Source organism: Stutzerimonas stutzeri (genome assembly GCF_013522825.1).
Classification (GTDB): domain Bacteria; phylum Pseudomonadota; class Gammaproteobacteria; order Pseudomonadales; family Pseudomonadaceae; genus Stutzerimonas; species Stutzerimonas stutzeri_AK.
On the sequence record NZ_JAAMQZ010000027.1, the window covers coordinates 22,461 to 41,266 of the forward strand.

An 18,806-nucleotide genomic window follows, 5' to 3' on the forward strand; every position below is an offset into this window, starting at 1 on the left:
TTTACCTCGTCGATCAAAGTGGGCGCAGATGGTACTCAACGAAAACCAACCTGGCAAGCGAGAATCACGCACAAACTTCGCTAACCACTGCCGCCAGTTCTTCGGCATGGCTGCGCACCTGTCTTTCATCGTCGCCTTCGACCATCACCCGCACCAGCGGCTCGGTTCCCGACTTGCGCAATAGCACGCGACCACGTCCCGCCATGCGTTCGGTGACGCTGTCACAGACGGCTTGCACCTGCGGATCGGCAATCGGATCACGATCACCGGCAAAGCGCACATTGATCAGCACCTGCGGACATTTTTTCCAGGCCAGGCGCTCCTGCGCCAGGCTTTGCCCGCGCCGCCTGAGCGCAAGCAGAACCTGCAGTGCGGCAATGATCGCATCACCCGTGGTCACATGCTGCGAGCAGACGATGTGCCCCGAATTCTCGCCACCCAGCACCCAGTTACGCTCCAGCATTTCCGCCATCACATACCTGTCACCCACATTGGCGCGAACGAAGGGAATCTCACGCTCCCTGAGCGCCAGCTCCAGCCCCAGGTTGCTCATCAGGGTGCCGACAACGCCGCCTTCGAGACGACCACGCTCCTGCAGGTCGGTCGCGATCACATAGAGCAGCTCGTCACCATCGACCAGAGCCCCGGTGTGATCGACCATCATCACACGGTCGCCATCACCGTCGAAGGCGATACCGAGATCGGCACCATGTTCGACCACGGCCTTCTGCAACTGCCCGACATGGGTCGAACCGACATCGGCGTTGATATTGAGGCCATCAGGCTGCGCGGCGATGACCACCACCTCGGCACCCAATTCGCGGAATACGCTGGGCGCCACCTTGTAAGTCGCGCCGTGGGCGCAATCGACCACCAGCTTGAGGCCGGAGAAATCGGTACTGGTCGGTACGCTGCTCTTGCAGAACTCGATATAGCGCCCAGCCGCATCGTTGATGCGCGAAGCCTTGCCCAACTGAGCGGACTCGACCACCGTCATCGGCGTATCGAGCAGTTCCTCGATCATCAGTTCGACCTCGTCGGGCAGCTTGCTACCGCTCCCGGAAAAGAACTTGATGCCATTGTCATGATGCGGGTTGTGCGATGCACTGATGACAATCCCCGCCTCGGCGTGGAAGGTGCGGGTCAGATAGGCCACCGCGGGGGTCGGCATCGGGCCGAGCAGCGCCACATCGGCACCCGCGGCGGACAGGCCGGCCTGCAGCGCGGACTCGAACATATAGCCGGAAATGCGCGTGTCCTTGCCAACCAGGATGCGGCATTTGCCCTGCTTGCGAAATGCCATCCCGGCCGCCCAGCCAAGCTTGAGCATGAAGTCCGGGGTAATCGGAAACTGCCCTACGTGGCCGCGAATGCCATCGGTCCCAAAATATTTTCTGCTCATGCTGATTTCCTATTCTGCAGCCTGTACTGCGGCGACCATTCGGACGACATCAACCGTTTCAGCCACATCGTGCACGCGCACGATACGAGCACCCTTGGTAACAGCCAGTGCCGCCAGCCCCAGGCTGCCGTACAGACGTTGTGCGACCTCCCGCCCCAGCGCCTGCCCGATCATGCTTTTGCGTGAAACACCGACCAGCAGCGGACGCCCCAATTCGTGCAGACGCTCCATATGCTTGAACAGACTGAGATTGTGCGAAAGATTCTTGGCAAAGCCGAAACCCGGATCGAGCACGACCCGTTCGCCGGGAATGCCCGCAGCGGCACACGCCGCCATGCGCTCGGCAAGAAACCCGCAAACGGCCTCGGTCACGTTGTCGTAGCGCGGATCGTCCTGCATGTCACCCGGCTCGCCACGCATGTGCATCAGGCACACGGGTAGACCGCTGTCGGCAGCGGCATCCAGCGCCCCATCGCGCGTGAGCGAACGGACATCATTGATCAGACCGGCCCCCAGCCGTGCGCACTCGCGCATCACCGATGGCGTCGAGGTATCCACCGAAATGATCACATCGAGTTCGCGCGCGATGGCATCCACCACCGGCGCGACACGCTCCAGCTCTTCGGTCGGCGAGACCGCCCGCGCACCTGGCCGTGTCGACTCCCCGCCCACATCCACCAGCGTCGCACCCGCCGCCACCATCGCGGCGGCATGGCGCAACGCGGCATCGATGCCGGCATGCCTGCCACCGTCAGAAAACGAGTCGGGAGTCACGTTGAGAATGCCCATGACATGCGGGCGTGACAAATCAAGAACCCGACTGCCGCAAGGCAGTCGGGTCGGGTGCATCGTTTCAGTCATCGTTGAAGCCTTGGCTCAGTGTTCGCCCGCCGGACCGCCGATGGGCGTCTGCGGAAGATCACCTTCCGGCTGTACGGGCGTGCCTGCCGAGCCGGAGCCGCCCTGCCAGTCACGCGGTTCACGTGGAGTACGACCGGCCATGATGTCGTCAATCTGCTCGGCATCGATGGTTTCGTACTTCATCAAAGTCTCGGCCATGAGGTCGAGCTTGTCGCGATTATCGGCCAGGATCTGCTTCGCCGTGTCGTAGCACTGATCGATGATGCTGCGCACTTCAAGGTCGATCAGCTTGGCGGTGTCACCGGAGACGTTGGTGTGCTGACTGCCCGCACTGCGACCGAGAAACACTTCGCCCTCTTCCTCGGCATACATCAACGGACCGAGCTTCTCGGACAGACCCCACTTGGTCACCATGTTCCGCGCCAGCTGGGTCGCACGCATGATGTCGTTGGAAGCGCCGGTGGTGACACCATCAAAGCCCAGGGTCATCTCTTCGGCGATACGGCCACCGAACAGCGAGCAGATCTGGCTGATCAGGGCACGCTTGGACAGGCTGTAACGGTCTTCCTCGGGAAGGAACATGGTCACACCCAGCGCCCTGCCACGCGGAATGATGGAAACCTTGTAGACCGGATCATGCTCGGGCACGAGACGACCGACGATGGCGTGGCCCGCTTCGTGATAGGCGGTATTCAGCCGCTCCTTTTCGGACATGACCATGGATTTGCGCTCGGCGCCCATCATGATCTTGTCCTTGGCCAGCTCGAACTCCTTCATCTCCACCACGCGCTTGCCGGCACGCGCCGCAAAAAGGGAAGCCTCGTTGACCAGGTTGGCCAGATCGGCACCGGAGAAGCCCGGCGTACCGCGCGCAATCAGCGCCGGCTCCACGCTGTCACCCAGCGGCACCTTGCGCATGTGTACATTGAGAATCTGCTCACGACCGCGGATATCCGGCAGGCCAACCACGACCTGGCGATCGAAGCGCCCCGGACGCAGCAGTGCCGGGTCAAGCACATCGGGACGGTTGGTGGCGGCGATGACGATGATGCCATCGTTCATTTCGAAACCATCCATCTCCACCAGCAACTGGTTGAGGGTCTGCTCGCGCTCGTCGTGACCGCCACCCAGACCGGCGCCACGATGGCGACCGACGGCATCGATCTCGTCGATGAAGATGATGCAGGGAGCGTGCTTCTTGGCCTGCTCGAACATGTCACGCACACGGCTGGCGCCGACCCCGACGAACATCTCGACGAAGTCCGAACCGGAGATGGTGAAGAACGGCACCTTGGCCTCGCCCGCCACCGCCTTGGCCAGCAGCGTCTTGCCGGTCCCCGGCGAACCGACCATCAGCACACCGCGCGGAATCCGACCGCCGAGACGCTGGAACTTGCCAGGGTCACGCAGGAATTCGACCAGCTCGGTCACCTCTTCCTTTGCTTCGTCGCAGCCAGCGACATCGGCAAAAGTGGTCTTGACCTGATCTTCGGACAACAGGCGCGCCTTGGACTTGCCGAAACTCATCGGCCCGCCCTTGCCACCTGCGCCACCCTGCATCTGGCGCATGAAGAACATGAACACCGCGATGATCACCAGGATCGGGAAGCTGGCCACCAGCAACTGGGTCCAGATGCTCTGCTGCTCGGGCTGCTTGCCTTCGATCAGGACATTGTTGTTGATCAGGTCACCGATCAGGCCATTGTCCTGGATTGCCGGGCGGATCGTCTTGAAGCTTTCGCCATCGCTGCGCTTGCCGATGATCACGTAGCCGTCGACGGTTACGCGCTCGACACGACCTTCCCTGACCTGTTCAAGGAATTGCGAATAGTTGAGCGTCTGCGGCTCGGTCGGGCTGGAAAAGTTGTTCATCACGGTCACCAGGACGGCGGCGATGATCAACCACAGAATCAGGTTTTTTGCCATGTCATTCAAATTCATTACCCTCTGGAACAGACCCGCTGTCGTTGGCCCGCTTGACGGCGCCTGTTGGCTGCTCTGGCTAACTTACTACACAACCCGCCCAAACACGCAGGTCGCTCTGTAACCCCATATGAAACATATTAGTCCGTCTGCGCCGGATCGCCGCGAAAACCTCGCGCCAGCAGGTACTGCTCACGAGAACGGTCCCTGGACGACAACGGCTTGCGCATCTGCACCTTGTCGAAATTCTGCCGTATGTCCTTCAGATAGGCATCGAAGCCATCGCCCTGAAAGATCTTGATCAGGAAATCTCCCCCCGGACGCAGTACGCGCATGGCCAGATCAAGCGCCAGCTCGCAGAGAAACATCGCACGGGCCTGATCGGCCACCTTCACCCCACTCATATTGGGGGCCATATCGGAAACTACAAGGTCGACCTGCTTATCACCTACCGCATCAAGAATCTGCGCGAATACTTCGTCTTCGGTGAAATCACCCTGGATAAAGGTGACATCGGCAATGCTGTCCATAGGCAGGATGTCGGAGGCAATCAGCCGCCCCTTGTCCCCGATCAGACGGCTGGTCACCTGCGACCAGCCGCCCGGCGCCGCGCCCAGATCGATCACGGTCATGCCGGGACGCAGAATGCGGTCCTTCTCCTGGATCTCCAGCAGCTTGTAGCTGGCGCGCGAGCGATAGCCGTCGCGCTGCGCCATCTTCACGTAGGGATCGTCGAAATGTTCTTTCAGCCAGCGCGAGCTGGTCTTGGAGCGTGCCAAGCTGTTACCTCATCTGTGCGGCCCGGAACCTCTCGGTTACACTAGCGGACGTTTTTCAGGGTTCTGACGCAAGGGTCGAATTATGCCGCTCACCAACGAGCAGAAGAAACACTACAAATCCATCGGCCATCATCTGAAGCCGGTACTGATCGTATCCGAAAACGGCCTGACCGAAGGTGTGCAGGCCGAACTGGAGCGCGCACTGAGCGATCATGAGCTGATCAAGGTACAGCTACGCATCACCGAACGCGATGATCGCCGCGCTCTGATCGACGAACTATGCCAGATCGGACGCTGCGAACTGGTGCAATCCATCGGCAAGATGGCGCTGGTTTATCGCAAGAACCCCAAGGTCAACAAGCAACTGTCCAACGTGCACCGCTATCAGGCCTGACCCGACCAGCCTGAGCATCAGGCTGGGGGAAACTCAGCGGAGCCCGTCGCGCGCGGCGGCTCCTGCAATACCAGCATCAACCCGCACAGTCCGATGATCAGATAGCTGAACAGCGACCAGCGAGCCGATTCGAGCCATGGCGTCCCAGCGGCGAAAAAGCTGGCGGCCAGCAGCAAAACCGTCAACAGCAACTGCCCGCGCACATCCCGCCATAGACTGCGAAACCCTGCCGCCTGCATCAGCACGACGGCCTGCAGCACGGCACAGAAAGCAGCGAAACCCACCAGCAGCGGCCTCAGGGTGCCGGCGATTTCTGCCACCAGCAACGGTGCCAGGCCGATCTTGTCCAGCGCCGGCAACATCACGAACTGCAACAGCCAGAGGCCACCGACCCAGAATGTCTGGGCCAGCTGCCAGCTGATGACACCTGCGCGCATGGGCTGCGACTCAGAGATGACGAACCTCGACGATCTCGAACTCGACCAGCCCGCTGGGTGTCTTGACCACGGCGACATCGCCTTCCAGCTTTCCGATCAGTGCGCGCGCAATGGGTGAACTCACCGAAATCTTGCCCAGTTTGATCTCCGCTTCGTCCTCACCCACGATCTGGTAGGTGACGCGTTCGTCGGTCTCGACATTGGCGATCTCGACCGTCGTACCGAAGATCACCTTGCCGGTGTGTGGAATTGCCGTGACATCGATGATCTGCGCGTTCTGCAGACGGCCTTCGATATCGCGAATCCGCGCCTCGACCATGCCCTGCTGTTCACGGGCGGCGTGGTATTCGGCGTTCTCCTTGAGATCACCGAGCTCACGCGCCACGCCGATGTCATGGCTCAGCTTGGGACGCAGCACCTTGGTCAGGTGCTGATGCTCTTCTTCCAGGGCGCGTGCGCCCTGAACGGTCATTGGGTATTTGGTCATGTCTCGATTCCTGCATGGAGATCCTGCAGACGGCGCACGGTCTTCTCGGGACCGAACTTGAGCGCCTCACAGATCGCCTGGCCACCGGCAATGGTGGTGGTGATGCAGATCTTGTGCTGCAGAGCGTTGCGACGAATGGAGTAGGAGTCCGCGATGGACTGGCGCCCCTCGGTGGTATTGATGATCAGGGTGACTTCGTCGTTCTTGATCATGTCGACCACATGCGGACGACCTTCGGTCACCTTGTTCACACGGCGTACCGGCAAGCCAGCCGCCTCGATGATACGCGCGGTACCGGCGGTGGCAACGACCTCGAAGCCGAGATCGACCAGATCGCGGGCAACCTGCTCGACGTAGGGCTTGTCGTCCTCGCGCACGCTGATGAAGGCGCAACCGGAGGTCGGCAAGATTTCACTGGCGCCCAGCTGAGCCTTGGCGAAGGCTTCGGCGAAGCTGTCGCCGACGCCCATCACTTCGCCGGTGGATTTCATTTCCGGGCCGAGGATGGTGTCGACACCGGGGAACTTGGCGAAGGGGAACACCGCTTCCTTGACGCTGAAGAACGGCGGAATGATTTCCTGGGTGAAGCCGATTTCGGTCAGTGTCTTGCCCGCCATGACGCGCGCCGCGACCTTGGCCAGCGACTCGCCGATGCACTTGGAGACGAACGGCACGGTGCGCGATGCACGCGGATTCACCTCCAGCACGTAGATATCCTCGCCCTGCACGGCCATCTGCACGTTCATCAGGCCGATCACGTCGAGCTCCAGGGCCATCTTGCGCACCTGCTCGCGAATCTCGTCCTGAATGTGCGCAGGCAGCGAATAGGCCGGCAGCGAACAGGCGGAGTCACCAGAGTGAACGCCGGCCTGCTCGATGTGTTGCATGATCGCTCCGATCACCACGATCTCGCCGTCGCACACCGCATCCACGTCCACCTCAATGGCGCAGTTGAGGAAGTGGTCGAGCAGCACCGGACTGTCGTTTGACACCTTCACGGCTTCGCGCATGTAGCGCTTGAGCTCGTCTTCCTCATAGACGATTTCCATCGCCCGACCGCCCAATACGTAGGACGGACGCACCACCAGCGGATAGCCGATGGCCTTGGACGCGGCGATGGCTTCTTCCTCGCTGCGCGCGGTGGCGTTCTGCGGCTGGCGCAGGTTCAGGCGCTGGACCATCTGCTGGAAGCGTTCGCGGTCTTCGGCGCGGTCGATAGCGTCCGGGCTGGTGCCGATGATCGGCACGCCGGCCTCTTCCAGGGCGCGGCAGATCTTCAGCGGGGTCTGGCCACCGTACTGCACGATGACGCCCTTGGGCTGTTCGACGCGGACGATTTCCAGCACGTCTTCCAGAGTCACCGGCTCGAAGTAGAGACGATCGGAGGTGTCGTAGTCGGTGGAGACGGTTTCCGGGTTGCAGTTGACCATGATGGTCTCGTAACCGTCTTCACGCATCGCCAGCGCCGCGTGTACGCAGCAGTAGTCGAACTCAATACCCTGGCCGATACGGTTCGGCCCGCCACCGAGGATCATGATCTTGTCGCGGCTCGACGCATTGGCCTCGCACTCTTCCTCGTAGGTCGAATACATGTAGGCGGTGTCGGTGGCGAACTCGGCGGCACAGGTGTCGACGCGCTTGTAGACCGGCAGCACCTTGAGTTTGTGGCGATGGCTGCGCAGGTTCTTCTCGGTGACGCCGAGCAGCTTGGCCAGGCGCGCATCGGAGAAACCCTTGCGCTTGAGCCGGAACATCAGATCGCGATCGATGCTGGACAGACCCAGAGTCTTGACCTGCTCTTCTTCCTTGACCAGATCTTCGATCTGCACCAGGAACCAGGGATCGATCTTGGTCAGGGCAAAGATATCCTCGATGCTCTTGCCGGCACGGAAGGCATCGGCCACATACCAGATGCGGTCAGCACCGGGCACGGTCAGCTCGCGGGTCAACGTGCTTTCAGCCTCGGCGGACTCCAGGTTCAGCTTGGGATCGAAACCGGTGACACCGACTTCCAGGCCGCGCAGCGCCTTCTGCATCGACTCCTGGAAGGTCCGACCGATAGCCATCACCTCACCGACCGACTTCATCTGGGTGGTCAGGCGCGCGTCGGCCTTGGGGAATTTCTCGAAGGCGAAACGCGGGATCTTGGTGACCACATAGTCGATGGCCGGCTCGAAGGATGCCGGGGTACGACCGCCGGTGATGTCATTCGACAGCTCGTCGAGGGTGTAGCCCACGGCCAGTTTGGCGGCGATCTTGGCAATCGGGAAACCGGTGGCCTTGGAAGCCAGCGCGGAGGAGCGCGATACGCGCGGGTTCATCTCGATGACCACCATGCGCCCGGTGTCCGGATGAATGCCGAACTGCACGTTGGAGCCGCCGGTTTCCACACCGATCTCACGCAGCACCGCCAGCGAGGCGTTGCGCATGATCTGGTATTCCTTGTCAGTCAGGGTCTGCGCCGGGGCGACGGTGATGGAGTCGCCGGTGTGCACGCCCATCGGGTCGAAGTTCTCGATGGAGCAGACGATGATGCAGTTGTCCTTCTTGTCGCGGACCACTTCCATCTCGTATTCCTTCCAGCCGATCAGCGATTCGTCGATCAGCAGCTCCTTGGTCGGCGACAGGTCCAGACCGCGGGTGCAGATTTCCTCGAACTCTTCACGGTTGTAGGCGATGCCGCCACCGGTGCCGCCCATGGTGAAGGAAGGCCGGATGATGCAGGGGAAGCCGACCTTGTCGAGCACGCCGTAGGCTTCCTCCATGCTGTGGGCGATGCCCGAAACCGGGCAGGCCAGGCCGATATCCTTCATCGCCTTGTCGAAGCGCGAGCGGTCCTCGGCCTTGTCGATGGTATCGGCATTGGCGCCGATCATCTCGACGCCGAATTTCTCCAGAACGCCGTGCTTTTCCAGGTCCAGCGCGCAGTTCAGCGCGGTCTGGCCGCCCATGGTCGGCAGCAGCGCGTCAGGACGCTCTTTCTCGATGATCTTGGCCACGGTGGCCCATTTGATCGGTTCGATGTAGGTGGCGTCGGCCATGGCCGGGTCGGTCATGATGGTGGCCGGGTTGGAGTTCACCAAGATGACACGGAAGCCTTCCTCACGCAGGGCCTTGCAGGCCTGGGCGCCGGAGTAGTCGAACTCGCAGGCCTGGCCGATGACGATGGGGCCGGCGCCGAGGATCAGGATGCTTTTGATATCTGTACGTTTTGGCATGGAGTAACTCTCGAATTCCTGATTTCAGCGATCAGCGACGGGCCGCCATGGCGGAGATGAAGCGGTCGAACAGCGGCGCGACGTCGCAAGGACCAGGGCTCGCTTCCGGGTGCCCCTGGAAACCAAAGGCCGTCTTGTCGGTACGTTCGATACCCTGCAGGGTGCCATCGAACAGCGACTTATGAGTGGCACGCAGATTGGCCGGCAGAGTCGTCTCATCGGCGCAGAAGCCGTGGTTCTGGCTGGTGATCATCACTACGCCGGTTTCCAGATCCTGCACCGGATGGTTGGCGCCGTGATGGCCGCTGGACATCTTCACCGTGGTCGCACCGGACGCCAGCGCCAGCAGCTGATGACCGAGGCAGATGCCGAAGACGGGGATATCGGTCTCCAGCACTTCCTGGATCGCCCGGATCGCGTAATCGCACGGCTCGGGATCACCCGGGCCATTGGCCAGGAAGATACCGTCCGGATTCAGCGCCAGCGCCTCGCTGGCCGGCGTCTGCGCCGGCAGCACGGTAACCCGGCAGCCACGCGCGACCAGCATGCGCAGGATGTTGTACTTGACGCCATAGTCGTAGGCGACCACGTGGTACGGCAACTCACTGGCCGGAATCTCCGGATGGCTGTCGGTTTCCAGGCTCCAGAGGCTGGAACGCCATTCGTAGCGTTCCTTGACGCTGACTTCCTTGGCCAGGTCCATGCCCTTGAGGCCGGGGAAGCTGCGCGCCAGCTCCAGCGCCTTCTCTTCGGTCGCATCAGTTCCAGCCAGGATGCAACCATTCTGCGCACCCTTCTCACGCAGAATGCGGGTCAGGCGACGGGTATCGATACCGGCGATGGCGACGGTGCCGTTTTCCTTCAGATAGGCATCCAGCGGCTGCTTGTTGCGCCAGTTGCTGGCCAGCAGCGGCAGGTCGCGGATGACCAGACCGGCCGCCCAGACTTTCCAGGACTCGGCATCTTCCGGCGTGGTGCCGGTATTACCGATGTGCGGATAGGTAAGCGTGACGATCTGCTTGGCATAGGACGGGTCGGTAAGGATTTCCTGATAGCCGGTCATGGCGGTGTTGAACACCACCTCGCCGATTGTCTGGCCGTCGGCACCGATGGATTCGCCGCGAAAGATGCTGCCATCGGCAAGGGCCAGAATGGCTGGCGTAGGAGCTGGCTTAGTCAAGAGACCTCCCAAAGATCAAGGCTGGAGCAGGCGCAGATTGTAAAAAAGCGGGATGACGTGTGAAGGTCATCCCGCTTTTTATTGGAGTCATTCTGCGCAACTTTTAGTGGACACACTAAAGCGGGAAGCTTACAGAAAACCCCTTTTGCGGTCCAGCCGAAATCCACCCGAATTGCAGTGCAGCGGCGAACTCAGCGCAAACCCAGCACATCCTGCATGTCGTACAACCCGGCTGGCTTCTCATCCAGCCAGAGCGCCGCGCGCACCGCCCCCTTGGCGAAGGTCATACGACTCGAAGCCTTGTGCGTAATTTCCACCCGCTCGCCATCGGCGGCGAACAGCACGGTGTGGTCACCCACCACATCACCGGCACGCACCGTGGCGAAGCCGATGGTGTCGCGCTCACGCGCACCGGTCTGGCCTTCACGCCCATAGACCGCAACCTTCTGCAGATCGCGCCCCAGGGCTTCGGCAACTACCTCGCCCATGCGCAGGGCGGTACCGGACGGCGCATCGACCTTGTGCCTGTGGTGCGCTTCGATGATCTCGATATCCACCTCGTCGCCCAGCACCCTGGCGGCTGTATCCAGCAGCTTCAGGCAGAGATTGACGCCGACACTGTAATTGGCCGCGAAAACGATGGGGATGTCCTTCGCTGCGGTGGCGAGACGCTCTTTCTCTTCAACCGAAAAACCGGTGGTGCCGATCACCATTGCCTTGCCTGCGCGACGACAGACATCCAGATTCTTCAGCGTCACGGAGGGATGAGTGAAATCGATCAGCACATCGAACTCATCCACGGCCCTGGCGAGATCGCCGGACAGCGGCACACCGAGACGACCGATGCCGGCCAGTTCGCCAGCATCGGCACCGACCAGCGTACTGTCCGGGCGATCCACTGCGGCGGTCAGCCCGGCGGTGCCAGCGGTCTGCTGCACCGCTTCGATCAGAATCTTGCCCATGCGCCCCGCGGCGCCCATCACTGCAATACGTTGCATATAAAATCAGCTCCAAGCTGCAAGCCTCAAGCTGCAAGCCAAGCGCAACACCCTCTTGCGGCTTGAAGCTTGCAGCTTAAAGCTTCTTTCAAACATCACCGAAAAAGCGCTTCACACCCTCGAACCAACCGCTGGCCTTGGGTGAATGGGAGGTGTCGCCCTGCAGGGTGCCGCGAAACTCTTCAAGCATCTCGCGCTGGCGCTTGCTCAGGTTGACCGGCGTCTCCACCGCCACCCGGCACAGCAGGTCGCCTGCCGCACCACCGCGCACCGGCGCCACACCCTTGCCGCGCAGACGGAACTGCTTGCCGGTCTGGGTGCCCTCGGGAATCTTCAGCTTGACCCGTCCATCCAGGGTCGGCACTTCCAGCTCGCCACCCAGCGCCGCGTCGGCGAAGCTGATCGGCACTTCGCAATACAGATGCTTGCCGTCGCGCTGGAAGATCGCGTGCTCACGCACGTTGACCACCACGTACAGGTCGCCCGCCGGACCACCCTGGGTTCCGGCCTCGCCTTCGCCGGTCAGGCGAATGCGGTCGCCGGTGTCGACGCCTGCCGGCACCTTGACCGAAAGCGTCTTCTGCTCTTCCACACGACCCTGGCCATGGCAGCTGCCACAGGGATCGGAAATCATCTTGCCGCTGCCATGGCAGCGCGGGCAGGTTTGCTGCACCGAAAAGAAGCCCTGCTGCATACGTACCTGGCCGATGCCACCGCAGGTGGTACAGGTAACGGGGCTGGTGCCTTTCTTCGCGCCCGAGCCATCGCAGGTCTTGCATTCGGCAAGCGTCGGCACGCGAATGGTCACCGTCGTACCACGCACGGCCTCTTCCAGATCCAGCTCCAGCGTGTAACGCAGATCGCTGCCGCGCTGAGCGCCACCGCGTGAGCTACCGCGCGCGCCGGTAAAGAAATCGCTGAACACGTCGCCGAAGATATCGGAGAAATTAGCGTTGCCATACGCCGCGCCCGCGCCAGCCCCCATCTGCGGGTCGACGCCGGCGTGGCCATACTGGTCGTACGCCTGCCGCTTGCTGGCATCGGAGAGCACTTCGTAAGCCTCGTTGGCCTCCTTGAAGGCTTCCTCAGCCGCCTTGTCATCCGGGTTGCGATCGGGATGATGCTTCATGGCGAGGCGGCGGTAAGCCTTTTTCAGCTCCGCCTCGCTGGCGCCACGCTCGACGCCCAGCACTTCGTAATAATCACGTTTGGCCATAAATTTCCTGAACCTTCAAATTCGTACCCTCCAGACACGCCGACGCGGGAGCAAGCCCCCGCGCAGCGGTCACGCCTGTCGCGAACGCGTCGCGGCAGACCGGAAGGAAAGGCAGCCCGCACTGACAGCGACAGGCTGCGCGCCCTTCCATGTGGGTCACAAGTGGCGGATTACTTGTTGTCCTTGACCTCTTCGAACTCCGCATCGACCACGTCATCGCCCGGCTGCGCGCCGTCATCCGCCGGCTGGCCTTCACCACCCTGGGGCTGTTCGGCATACATCTTCTGCGCCAACGGCGTGGACGCCTGGGATACTGCCGCGATCTTGGCTTCGATCTCGGCCTTGTCGTCGCCCTTGATGGCTACTTCCAGCTCGCCAATGGCCTTTTCGATAGCGGTCTTGTCGTCCTCGCTGGCCTTGTCGCCTGCCTCGGTCAGCATCTTGCGCGTGGCATGGACCAGCTGGTCGCCCTGGTTACGGGCGCCGGCCAGCTCTTCGAACTTGCGGTCTTCCTCGGCGTTGGCCTCGGCGTCGCGCACCATCTGTTCGATCTCCTCCTCGGACAGACCGGAGTTGGCCTTGATCACGATGGACTGATGCTTGCCGGTGGCCTTGTCTTTTGCCGAGACATGCAGGATGCCGTTGGCATCGATATCGAAGGTGACTTCGATCTGCGGCATGCCACGCGGTGCTGGCGGAATCTCGGCCAGGTCGAAACGACCCAGCGACTTGTTGCCGCTGGCCTGCTTGCGCTCACCCTGCAGCACATGAATGGTCACAGCGCTCTGGTTGTCGTCGGCGGTGGAGAACACCTGGGACTTCTTGGTCGGGATGGTGGTGTTCTTCTCGATCAGCGCGGTCATCACGCCGCCCATGGTTTCGATACCCAGGGTCAGCGGCGACACGTCCAGCAGCAGCACGTCCTTGACGTCACCGGCCAGTACCGCGCCCTGGATCGCAGCACCCATGGCCACGGCTTCATCCGGGTTGACGTCCTTGCGTGCTTCCTTGCCGAAGAACTCGGCGACCTTCTGCTGCACCAACGGCATGCGGGTCTGACCACCGACCAGGATCACATCATCGATCTTGCCGGTGTCGATACCGGCGTCCTTCAGGGCGATGCGGCACGGTTCGAGAGTACGCTGCACCAGGTCTTCCACCAGCGCTTCCAGTTTGGCGCGGGAGATCTTCACGTTCAGGTGCTTGGGACCGGTGGCATCGGCGGTGATGTACGGCAGGTTGACGTCGGTCTGCTGGCTGGACGAGAGCTCGATCTTGGCCTTCTCGGCGGCTTCCTTCAGGCGCTGCATGGCCAGCGGGTCGCCCTTGAGGTTCATGCCGGTTTCTTTCTTGAATTCGTCGACGAGGTAGTCGATCAGGCGGATATCGAAGTCCTCACCACCCAGGAAGGTATCGCCATTGGTGGCCAATACTTCGAACTGGTGCTCGCCGTCGACTTCGGCAATCTCGATGACCGAGACGTCGAAGGTGCCGCCACCCAGGTCATAGACGATGACGGTGTGGTCGCCCTTGGCCTTGTCCATGCCATAGGCCAGCGCAGCCGCGGTCGGCTCGTTGATGATGCGCTTGACGTCGAGCCCTGCAATGCGACCGGCATCCTTGGTGGCCTGGCGCTGGCTGTCGTTGAAGTAGGCCGGCACGGTGATGACCGCTTCGGTGACCGGCTCGCCGAGGTAGTCTTCGGCGGTCTTCTTCATCTTCTTGAGGATTTCCGCGGAAATCTGCGGCGGCGCCATCTTCTGGCCGTTCACTTCCACCCAGGCATCGGCGTTGTCGGCCTTGACGATCTTGTAGGGGACCATCTGGATGTCTTTCTGCACGACCTCTTCTTCGAAACGACGACCGATCAGTCGCTTCACCGCGTAGAGGGTGTTATGGGGGTTGGTCACTGCCTGACGCTTGGCCGACTGGCCAACCAGAATTTCGCCATCATTGGCGTACGCAATGATCGACGGCGTGGTGCGACCGCCTTCGGCGTTCTCGATGACCTTGGCCTTGCCGTTTTCCAGAATGGAGACGCAGGAGTTGGTAGTCCCCAGGTCGATACCGATAATTTTGCCCATTTGTCTATCTCCGAAAATCTTGGATGAAATCCGCGCCTGTTTACCGGCTGCGGGTAACACAAAAACGCTTGGCTACCAGATGGGGGTCAGCCGTGAGAATTCAAGCCTTCTCGTCGATCGAAGGCGGAGTCTGCGCAGGCGCCTTGCTGACCACCACCATCGCGGGGCGCAGCAGACGACCGTTGAGCAGGTAACCCTTCTGGAACACCTTGAGCACGCTGCCCGGCTCGGCGTGGGTGCTTTCCTCCATCGCCATGGCCTGATGATGCTCGGGATTGAAGGGCTCACCCTGGGGATCGAGCTGTGTCAGTTGATGGCGCGCCAACGTATCGAGCAGAAGCTTGAGCGTCAGCTCGAGTCCTTCGCGTACAGCCTTGACGGCTTCATCGTCAGGGCTAGACAACTCAAGGCCACGCTCCAGGCTATCAGCCACCGCCAGCAGGTCACCGGCGAACTTTTCCAGGGCGAACTTGTGCGCCTTCTCGACATCCTGTTCGGCACGGCGACGGATGTTCTGCAGCTCGGCAGCAACCCTCAAGGACTGATCCTGCGCAGCGGCCAGCTGTTCTTCCAGAGAGGCTACGCGCCCAGCCAGATCCTCACTCGCCTCGGCGTGCAGGTCTTCATTTTCTTCAAGGGTCTGGTTGTCCAGGTTCTGCTCGTCGGCCATGCGGTCCTCCTCATCAAGTCTTCAGCGGACTGTCGGGTCCGCGCTTGTGCGGCTATATGGGGGCGCGAAATCGTGGTTCAAGGGGCGGGACAGCAGCTGCAAGCAAGCGTAGGGTGGATGTCGCTTTTTACATCCACCGAGGCTCCGCTCGTCGGGTCGATGAAGCGTGACCCGACCTACAGCTGCAGCGAATCAGTGTGCGGGCCGGCGCTCAGAGCCCGTCAAGCTTTCCTCTTCCAGCCTCAGGCTTCCGGCTTCAGGCCGCTTTTACTTGAAGCTTGCGGCTTGCAGCTTGCCGCTGTTTTTTTCCCACTTGTAGCCGCCCGAAAAACTACTGTATAAATAGCCAGCCACAGCTTTCGGAGCCCTGACATGCTGGTTCATCTGTCCGTTCACAATTTCGCCATCGTCGAACACCTCGATCTCGAACTGCAGCGCGGCATGAGCGTGATCAGCGGCGAAACCGGCGCCGGCAAATCAATCATGCTCGACGCCCTCGGGCTCGCCCTGGGGGATCGCGCCGACAGCAGCGCGGTGCGCATCGGCGCGGACAAGGCCGATATTCTCGCCAGCTTCGACCTGGACGACATTCCCGATGCCCGCGCCTGGCTCGCCGAGCGCGACCTGGACAACGACGGGCCGTGCATTCTGCGCCGCGTCATTACGGCCGAGGGTCGCTCACGCGGCTACATCAACGGCACGCCCTGTCCCCAGGGCGATCTCAAGGCGCTGGGTGAGCTGCTGATCGATATCCACAACCAGCACGAACACCAGTCCCTGCTCAAGACCGATACCCATCGGCGCCTGCTCGACGAGTACAGCGGCAGTCAGGAGCTGGTACGCCAGGTGCAGCTGGCCGCGCAGCGCTGGCGCCAGACCCGACAGACACTGGAGCGACTGAGCAACAGCAGCGACGAACAGCGCGCACGTCACCAGTTGCTCAGCTACCAGCTGGAAGAACTGGAGAATCTGGCACTCGGCGAGAACGAACAGGAACAACTGGAGCACGAACACCGCAACCTAGCCAACGCCGAACAGCTGCTCGGCGCCTGCCGCCAGGTCATGGACATGTGCAGCGAGAGCGATGCTGGCAACGTACTGTCGGCACTGACCGGCAGCCTGCAGCGGCTTTCCGCTTTCCAGAATCAGCCCGGCGCACTGGCCGAAGCGGTGAACCTGCTGGCCAGCGCACAGATTCAGGTCGAGGAAGCCATGGGCGAGTTGAATCGCTTCGTCGATCACTTCGATGCCGACCCCGAGCGCCAGCAAACGCTGGAAGAACGACTGGACGCCATCTACACCCTGGCCCGCAAACACCGCATACAGCCTGCCGAACTGCCGCTGCTGCAGCAGCGCCTGCTTGAGGAGCTTGAAAGCCTCAACGCCGATGACGAGGCCCTTGTACGCCTGGGCGAAGAATTGGCCGCCTACGGTCGTCACTATGAGGAAAAAGCGTCCGAACTGAGCAGGATTCGCCGAAATGCAGCCGAGACACTCGCCGCCTCGGTCGAAAGCGAAATCCAGCGCCTGGGCATGCCGGGCGGAAGATTCAGCGTGCAGCTCAAGCCCGCCGCCGAAGGCGACTACATGCCCTTCGGCCTGGAACAGGTGGAGTTTCTGGTCAGCGCCAACCCGGGCCAGCCACTGCGCCCCCTGGCGAAGGTCGCCTCCGGCGGCGAGCTGTCGCGCATCAGCCTCGCGATTCAGGTGATTACCGCACAGACCTCGCGCGTACCGACCCTGGTATTCGACGAAGTCGACGTGGGCATCGGTGGCCCGACCGCCGAAGTGGTTGGCCAGCTACTGCGGCGCATTGGCGAACAGGGGCAGGTATTGACCGTCACCCACCTGCCCCAGGTGGCCGCACAGGGGCATAATCACCTGTTCGTGCACAAGGCACGCGGGCAGGATGAAACCCATACGGCGGTCGCGACGCTGCAGGAGGACGAACGCATCGAAGAGATCGCACGAATGCTCGGCGGTGTCGACCTGACCGAACAGGCGCTGGCGCATGCGCGTCAGATGATCGATTCAGCCCAGGCATGACCGAGCGTGCACCAGAAAGGCGACCCGCAGGTCGCCTTTCTGGTATTCCCGCGACTATTCGGGCTTCTTGCGTACGTAGAGCACCAGATTGTGGTCTACCAGCTCGTAGCCATGGCGTGTGACGATCTCTTTCTGCAACATTTCGATCTCATGGTCGAAAAATTCGATGACCTCGCCACTATCGACGCAGACCATATGATCGTGGTGACCGCCGTCGGCGAGTTCGAATACCGCATGACCGCCATCGAAGTTGTGGCGGACAACCAGCCCTGCCGCCTCGAATTGCGTGAGCACACGATAAACAGTGGCCAGGCCGACATCTTCGCCCGCCTCCATCAGCGCCTTGTAGACATCCTCGGCGCTCATATGGCGCTGATCGGCGGTATCCAGCATCTGCAGGATCTTGACCCGTGGCAGGGTCACCTTGAGGCCAGCTTTGCGTAGTTCGCTATTTTCAACCATGGTTGGCTTTCTCACTGCTGCTGTTTCGCAGCCTCCTTCAATACGGGTATGATCCGGGCTTTGCCCAGCCAAGATAGTGGAAGTCATCTACCGATGCAAAACACCAAGCTCATGCTGTCCAGCCTCACGCTCGTGGGCCTGTTCGCACTCGCCGGTTGTTCATTCCCCGGGGTTTACAAGGTGGACATTCAACAGGGCAATGTCGTTACACAGGACATGATAGACCAGTTGCGCCCTGGAATGACCCGGTCTCAAGTGCGGTTTATCATGGGCAACCCCCTGATTACCGACACCTTCCATGCCAGCCGCTGGGATTACCTGTACAGCATCCAGCCGGGCGGCAGCCAGCGCCAGCAGGAGCGCATGAGCCTGGTCTTCAACGCCAATGACCAGCTGGCAGGTCTTGCCGGCGACTTCAAACCCGGCGTCAGTCGCGATGAGGCGATCCTCGGTACCGGCCAGCCTGCAGGGCAGATCCCGCAGCGCACCGAAGCGCAAGACGAGGCCATCGAGCCCGGCTCCCTGCTCGAACAGATCCAGCGCGAAGTCGATGCCGCAGAGCCAGTGCCTGTGCCGTCGCCGACACCTATCGATACAAACTGATTTCAGTAAAACGTCGGATTACCGCCTGCGGAACGCCGGATCACGC

The 18,806-nt window shown here is 61.5% G+C and carries 16 protein-coding genes; 3 read left to right on the forward strand and 13 right to left on the reverse strand.

Annotated features, from left to right (window positions below):
- Positions 1 to 64: 64 nt before the first annotated feature.
- The 4 genes from glmM to rlmE form a co-directional block, all read right to left on the reverse strand.
- Entirely contained in the window at positions 65 to 1,402 is a 1,338-nt protein-coding gene (gene glmM / locus G7020_RS16340; RefSeq protein WP_181086243.1) for a phosphoglucosamine mutase, read from the reverse strand.
- A gap of 9 nt (positions 1,403 to 1,411) precedes the next feature.
- Positions 1,412 to 2,263 (reverse strand): dihydropteroate synthase, encoded by an 852-nt coding sequence (gene folP / locus G7020_RS16345; protein ID WP_181086244.1) that lies wholly within the window; start codon positions 2,261 to 2,263, stop codon positions 1,412 to 1,414.
- Between the two features lie 15 nt (positions 2,264 to 2,278).
- Positions 2,279 to 4,189, reverse strand: coding sequence for an ATP-dependent zinc metalloprotease FtsH (ftsH, locus tag G7020_RS16350; RefSeq protein ID WP_181086245.1), 1,911 nt, complete (start codon positions 4,187 to 4,189; stop codon positions 2,279 to 2,281).
- A gap of 137 nt (positions 4,190 to 4,326) precedes the next feature.
- Positions 4,327 to 4,965, reverse strand: a complete 639-nt coding sequence (rlmE, locus tag G7020_RS16355; protein ID WP_181086246.1) for a 23S rRNA (uridine(2552)-2'-O)-methyltransferase RlmE — start codon at positions 4,963 to 4,965, stop codon at positions 4,327 to 4,329.
- Positions 4,966 to 5,047: 82 nt separating this feature from the next.
- Here rlmE and G7020_RS16360 point away from each other — a divergent pair, with 82 nt between their 5' ends.
- The gene (locus G7020_RS16360) at positions 5,048 to 5,359 is read left to right on the forward strand and encodes a YhbY family RNA-binding protein (RefSeq protein WP_181086247.1); all 312 of its coding nucleotides are present in this window, start codon (positions 5,048 to 5,050) and stop codon (positions 5,357 to 5,359) included.
- Positions 5,360 to 5,376: 17 nt separating this feature from the next.
- Here the strand turns inward: G7020_RS16360 and G7020_RS16365 are convergent, their stop codons facing one another.
- The 8 genes from G7020_RS16365 to grpE form a co-directional block, all read right to left on the reverse strand.
- Positions 5,377 to 5,796 carry a DUF4149 domain-containing protein gene (locus tag G7020_RS16365; protein WP_181086248.1) on the reverse strand — a complete coding sequence of 140 codons (420 nt, stop codon included), beginning with the start codon at positions 5,794 to 5,796 and terminating at the stop codon, positions 5,377 to 5,379.
- 10 nt (positions 5,797 to 5,806) lie between these two features.
- On the reverse strand, positions 5,807 to 6,283 hold the full coding sequence (gene greA, locus G7020_RS16370) for a transcription elongation factor GreA (protein WP_181086249.1): 477 nt from the start codon (positions 6,281 to 6,283) through the stop codon (positions 5,807 to 5,809).
- Complete coding sequence (gene carB / locus G7020_RS16375; protein WP_181086250.1) at positions 6,280 to 9,501, reverse strand: carbamoyl-phosphate synthase large subunit; 3,222 nt, start codon at positions 9,499 to 9,501, stop codon at positions 6,280 to 6,282. The genes greA and carB overlap by 4 nt, the downstream gene beginning before the upstream one ends.
- A gap of 31 nt (positions 9,502 to 9,532) precedes the next feature.
- Positions 9,533 to 10,681: a glutamine-hydrolyzing carbamoyl-phosphate synthase small subunit gene (carA, locus tag G7020_RS16380; protein WP_181086251.1), complete on the reverse strand. Its 1,149-nt coding sequence runs from the start codon at positions 10,679 to 10,681 to the stop codon at positions 9,533 to 9,535.
- 191 nt (positions 10,682 to 10,872) lie between these two features.
- Positions 10,873 to 11,679 carry a 4-hydroxy-tetrahydrodipicolinate reductase gene (dapB, locus tag G7020_RS16385; protein WP_181086252.1) on the reverse strand — a complete coding sequence of 269 codons (807 nt, stop codon included), beginning with the start codon at positions 11,677 to 11,679 and terminating at the stop codon, positions 10,873 to 10,875.
- An 88-nt stretch (positions 11,680 to 11,767) separates the two neighbouring features.
- Entirely contained in the window at positions 11,768 to 12,895 is a 1,128-nt protein-coding gene (gene dnaJ, locus G7020_RS16390; protein WP_181086253.1) for a molecular chaperone DnaJ, read from the reverse strand.
- 170 nt (positions 12,896 to 13,065) lie between these two features.
- A complete protein-coding gene (dnaK, locus tag G7020_RS16395; protein WP_181086254.1) occupies positions 13,066 to 14,979 on the reverse strand; it encodes a molecular chaperone DnaK in 1,914 nt (637 codons plus the stop codon).
- 100 nt (positions 14,980 to 15,079) lie between these two features.
- Positions 15,080 to 15,649, reverse strand: a complete 570-nt coding sequence (grpE, locus tag G7020_RS16400; RefSeq protein ID WP_181086255.1) for a nucleotide exchange factor GrpE — start codon at positions 15,647 to 15,649, stop codon at positions 15,080 to 15,082.
- Between the two features lie 372 nt (positions 15,650 to 16,021).
- On the opposite strand from grpE, the gene recN reads away from it, so the two are divergent.
- On the forward strand, positions 16,022 to 17,695 hold the full coding sequence (recN, locus tag G7020_RS16405; RefSeq protein ID WP_181086256.1) for a DNA repair protein RecN: 1,674 nt from the start codon (positions 16,022 to 16,024) through the stop codon (positions 17,693 to 17,695).
- Between the two features lie 54 nt (positions 17,696 to 17,749).
- On the opposite strand, the gene fur is transcribed toward recN, so the two are convergent.
- Entirely contained in the window at positions 17,750 to 18,157 is a 408-nt protein-coding gene (fur, locus tag G7020_RS16410) for a ferric iron uptake transcriptional regulator (RefSeq protein ID WP_181086257.1), read from the reverse strand.
- Positions 18,158 to 18,250: 93 nt separating this feature from the next.
- Between fur and G7020_RS16415 the strand changes: the two genes are divergently transcribed.
- Entirely contained in the window at positions 18,251 to 18,760 is a 510-nt protein-coding gene (locus tag G7020_RS16415) for an outer membrane protein assembly factor BamE (protein ID WP_181086258.1), read from the forward strand.
- The last annotated feature ends 46 nt before the right edge of the window (positions 18,761 to 18,806 follow it).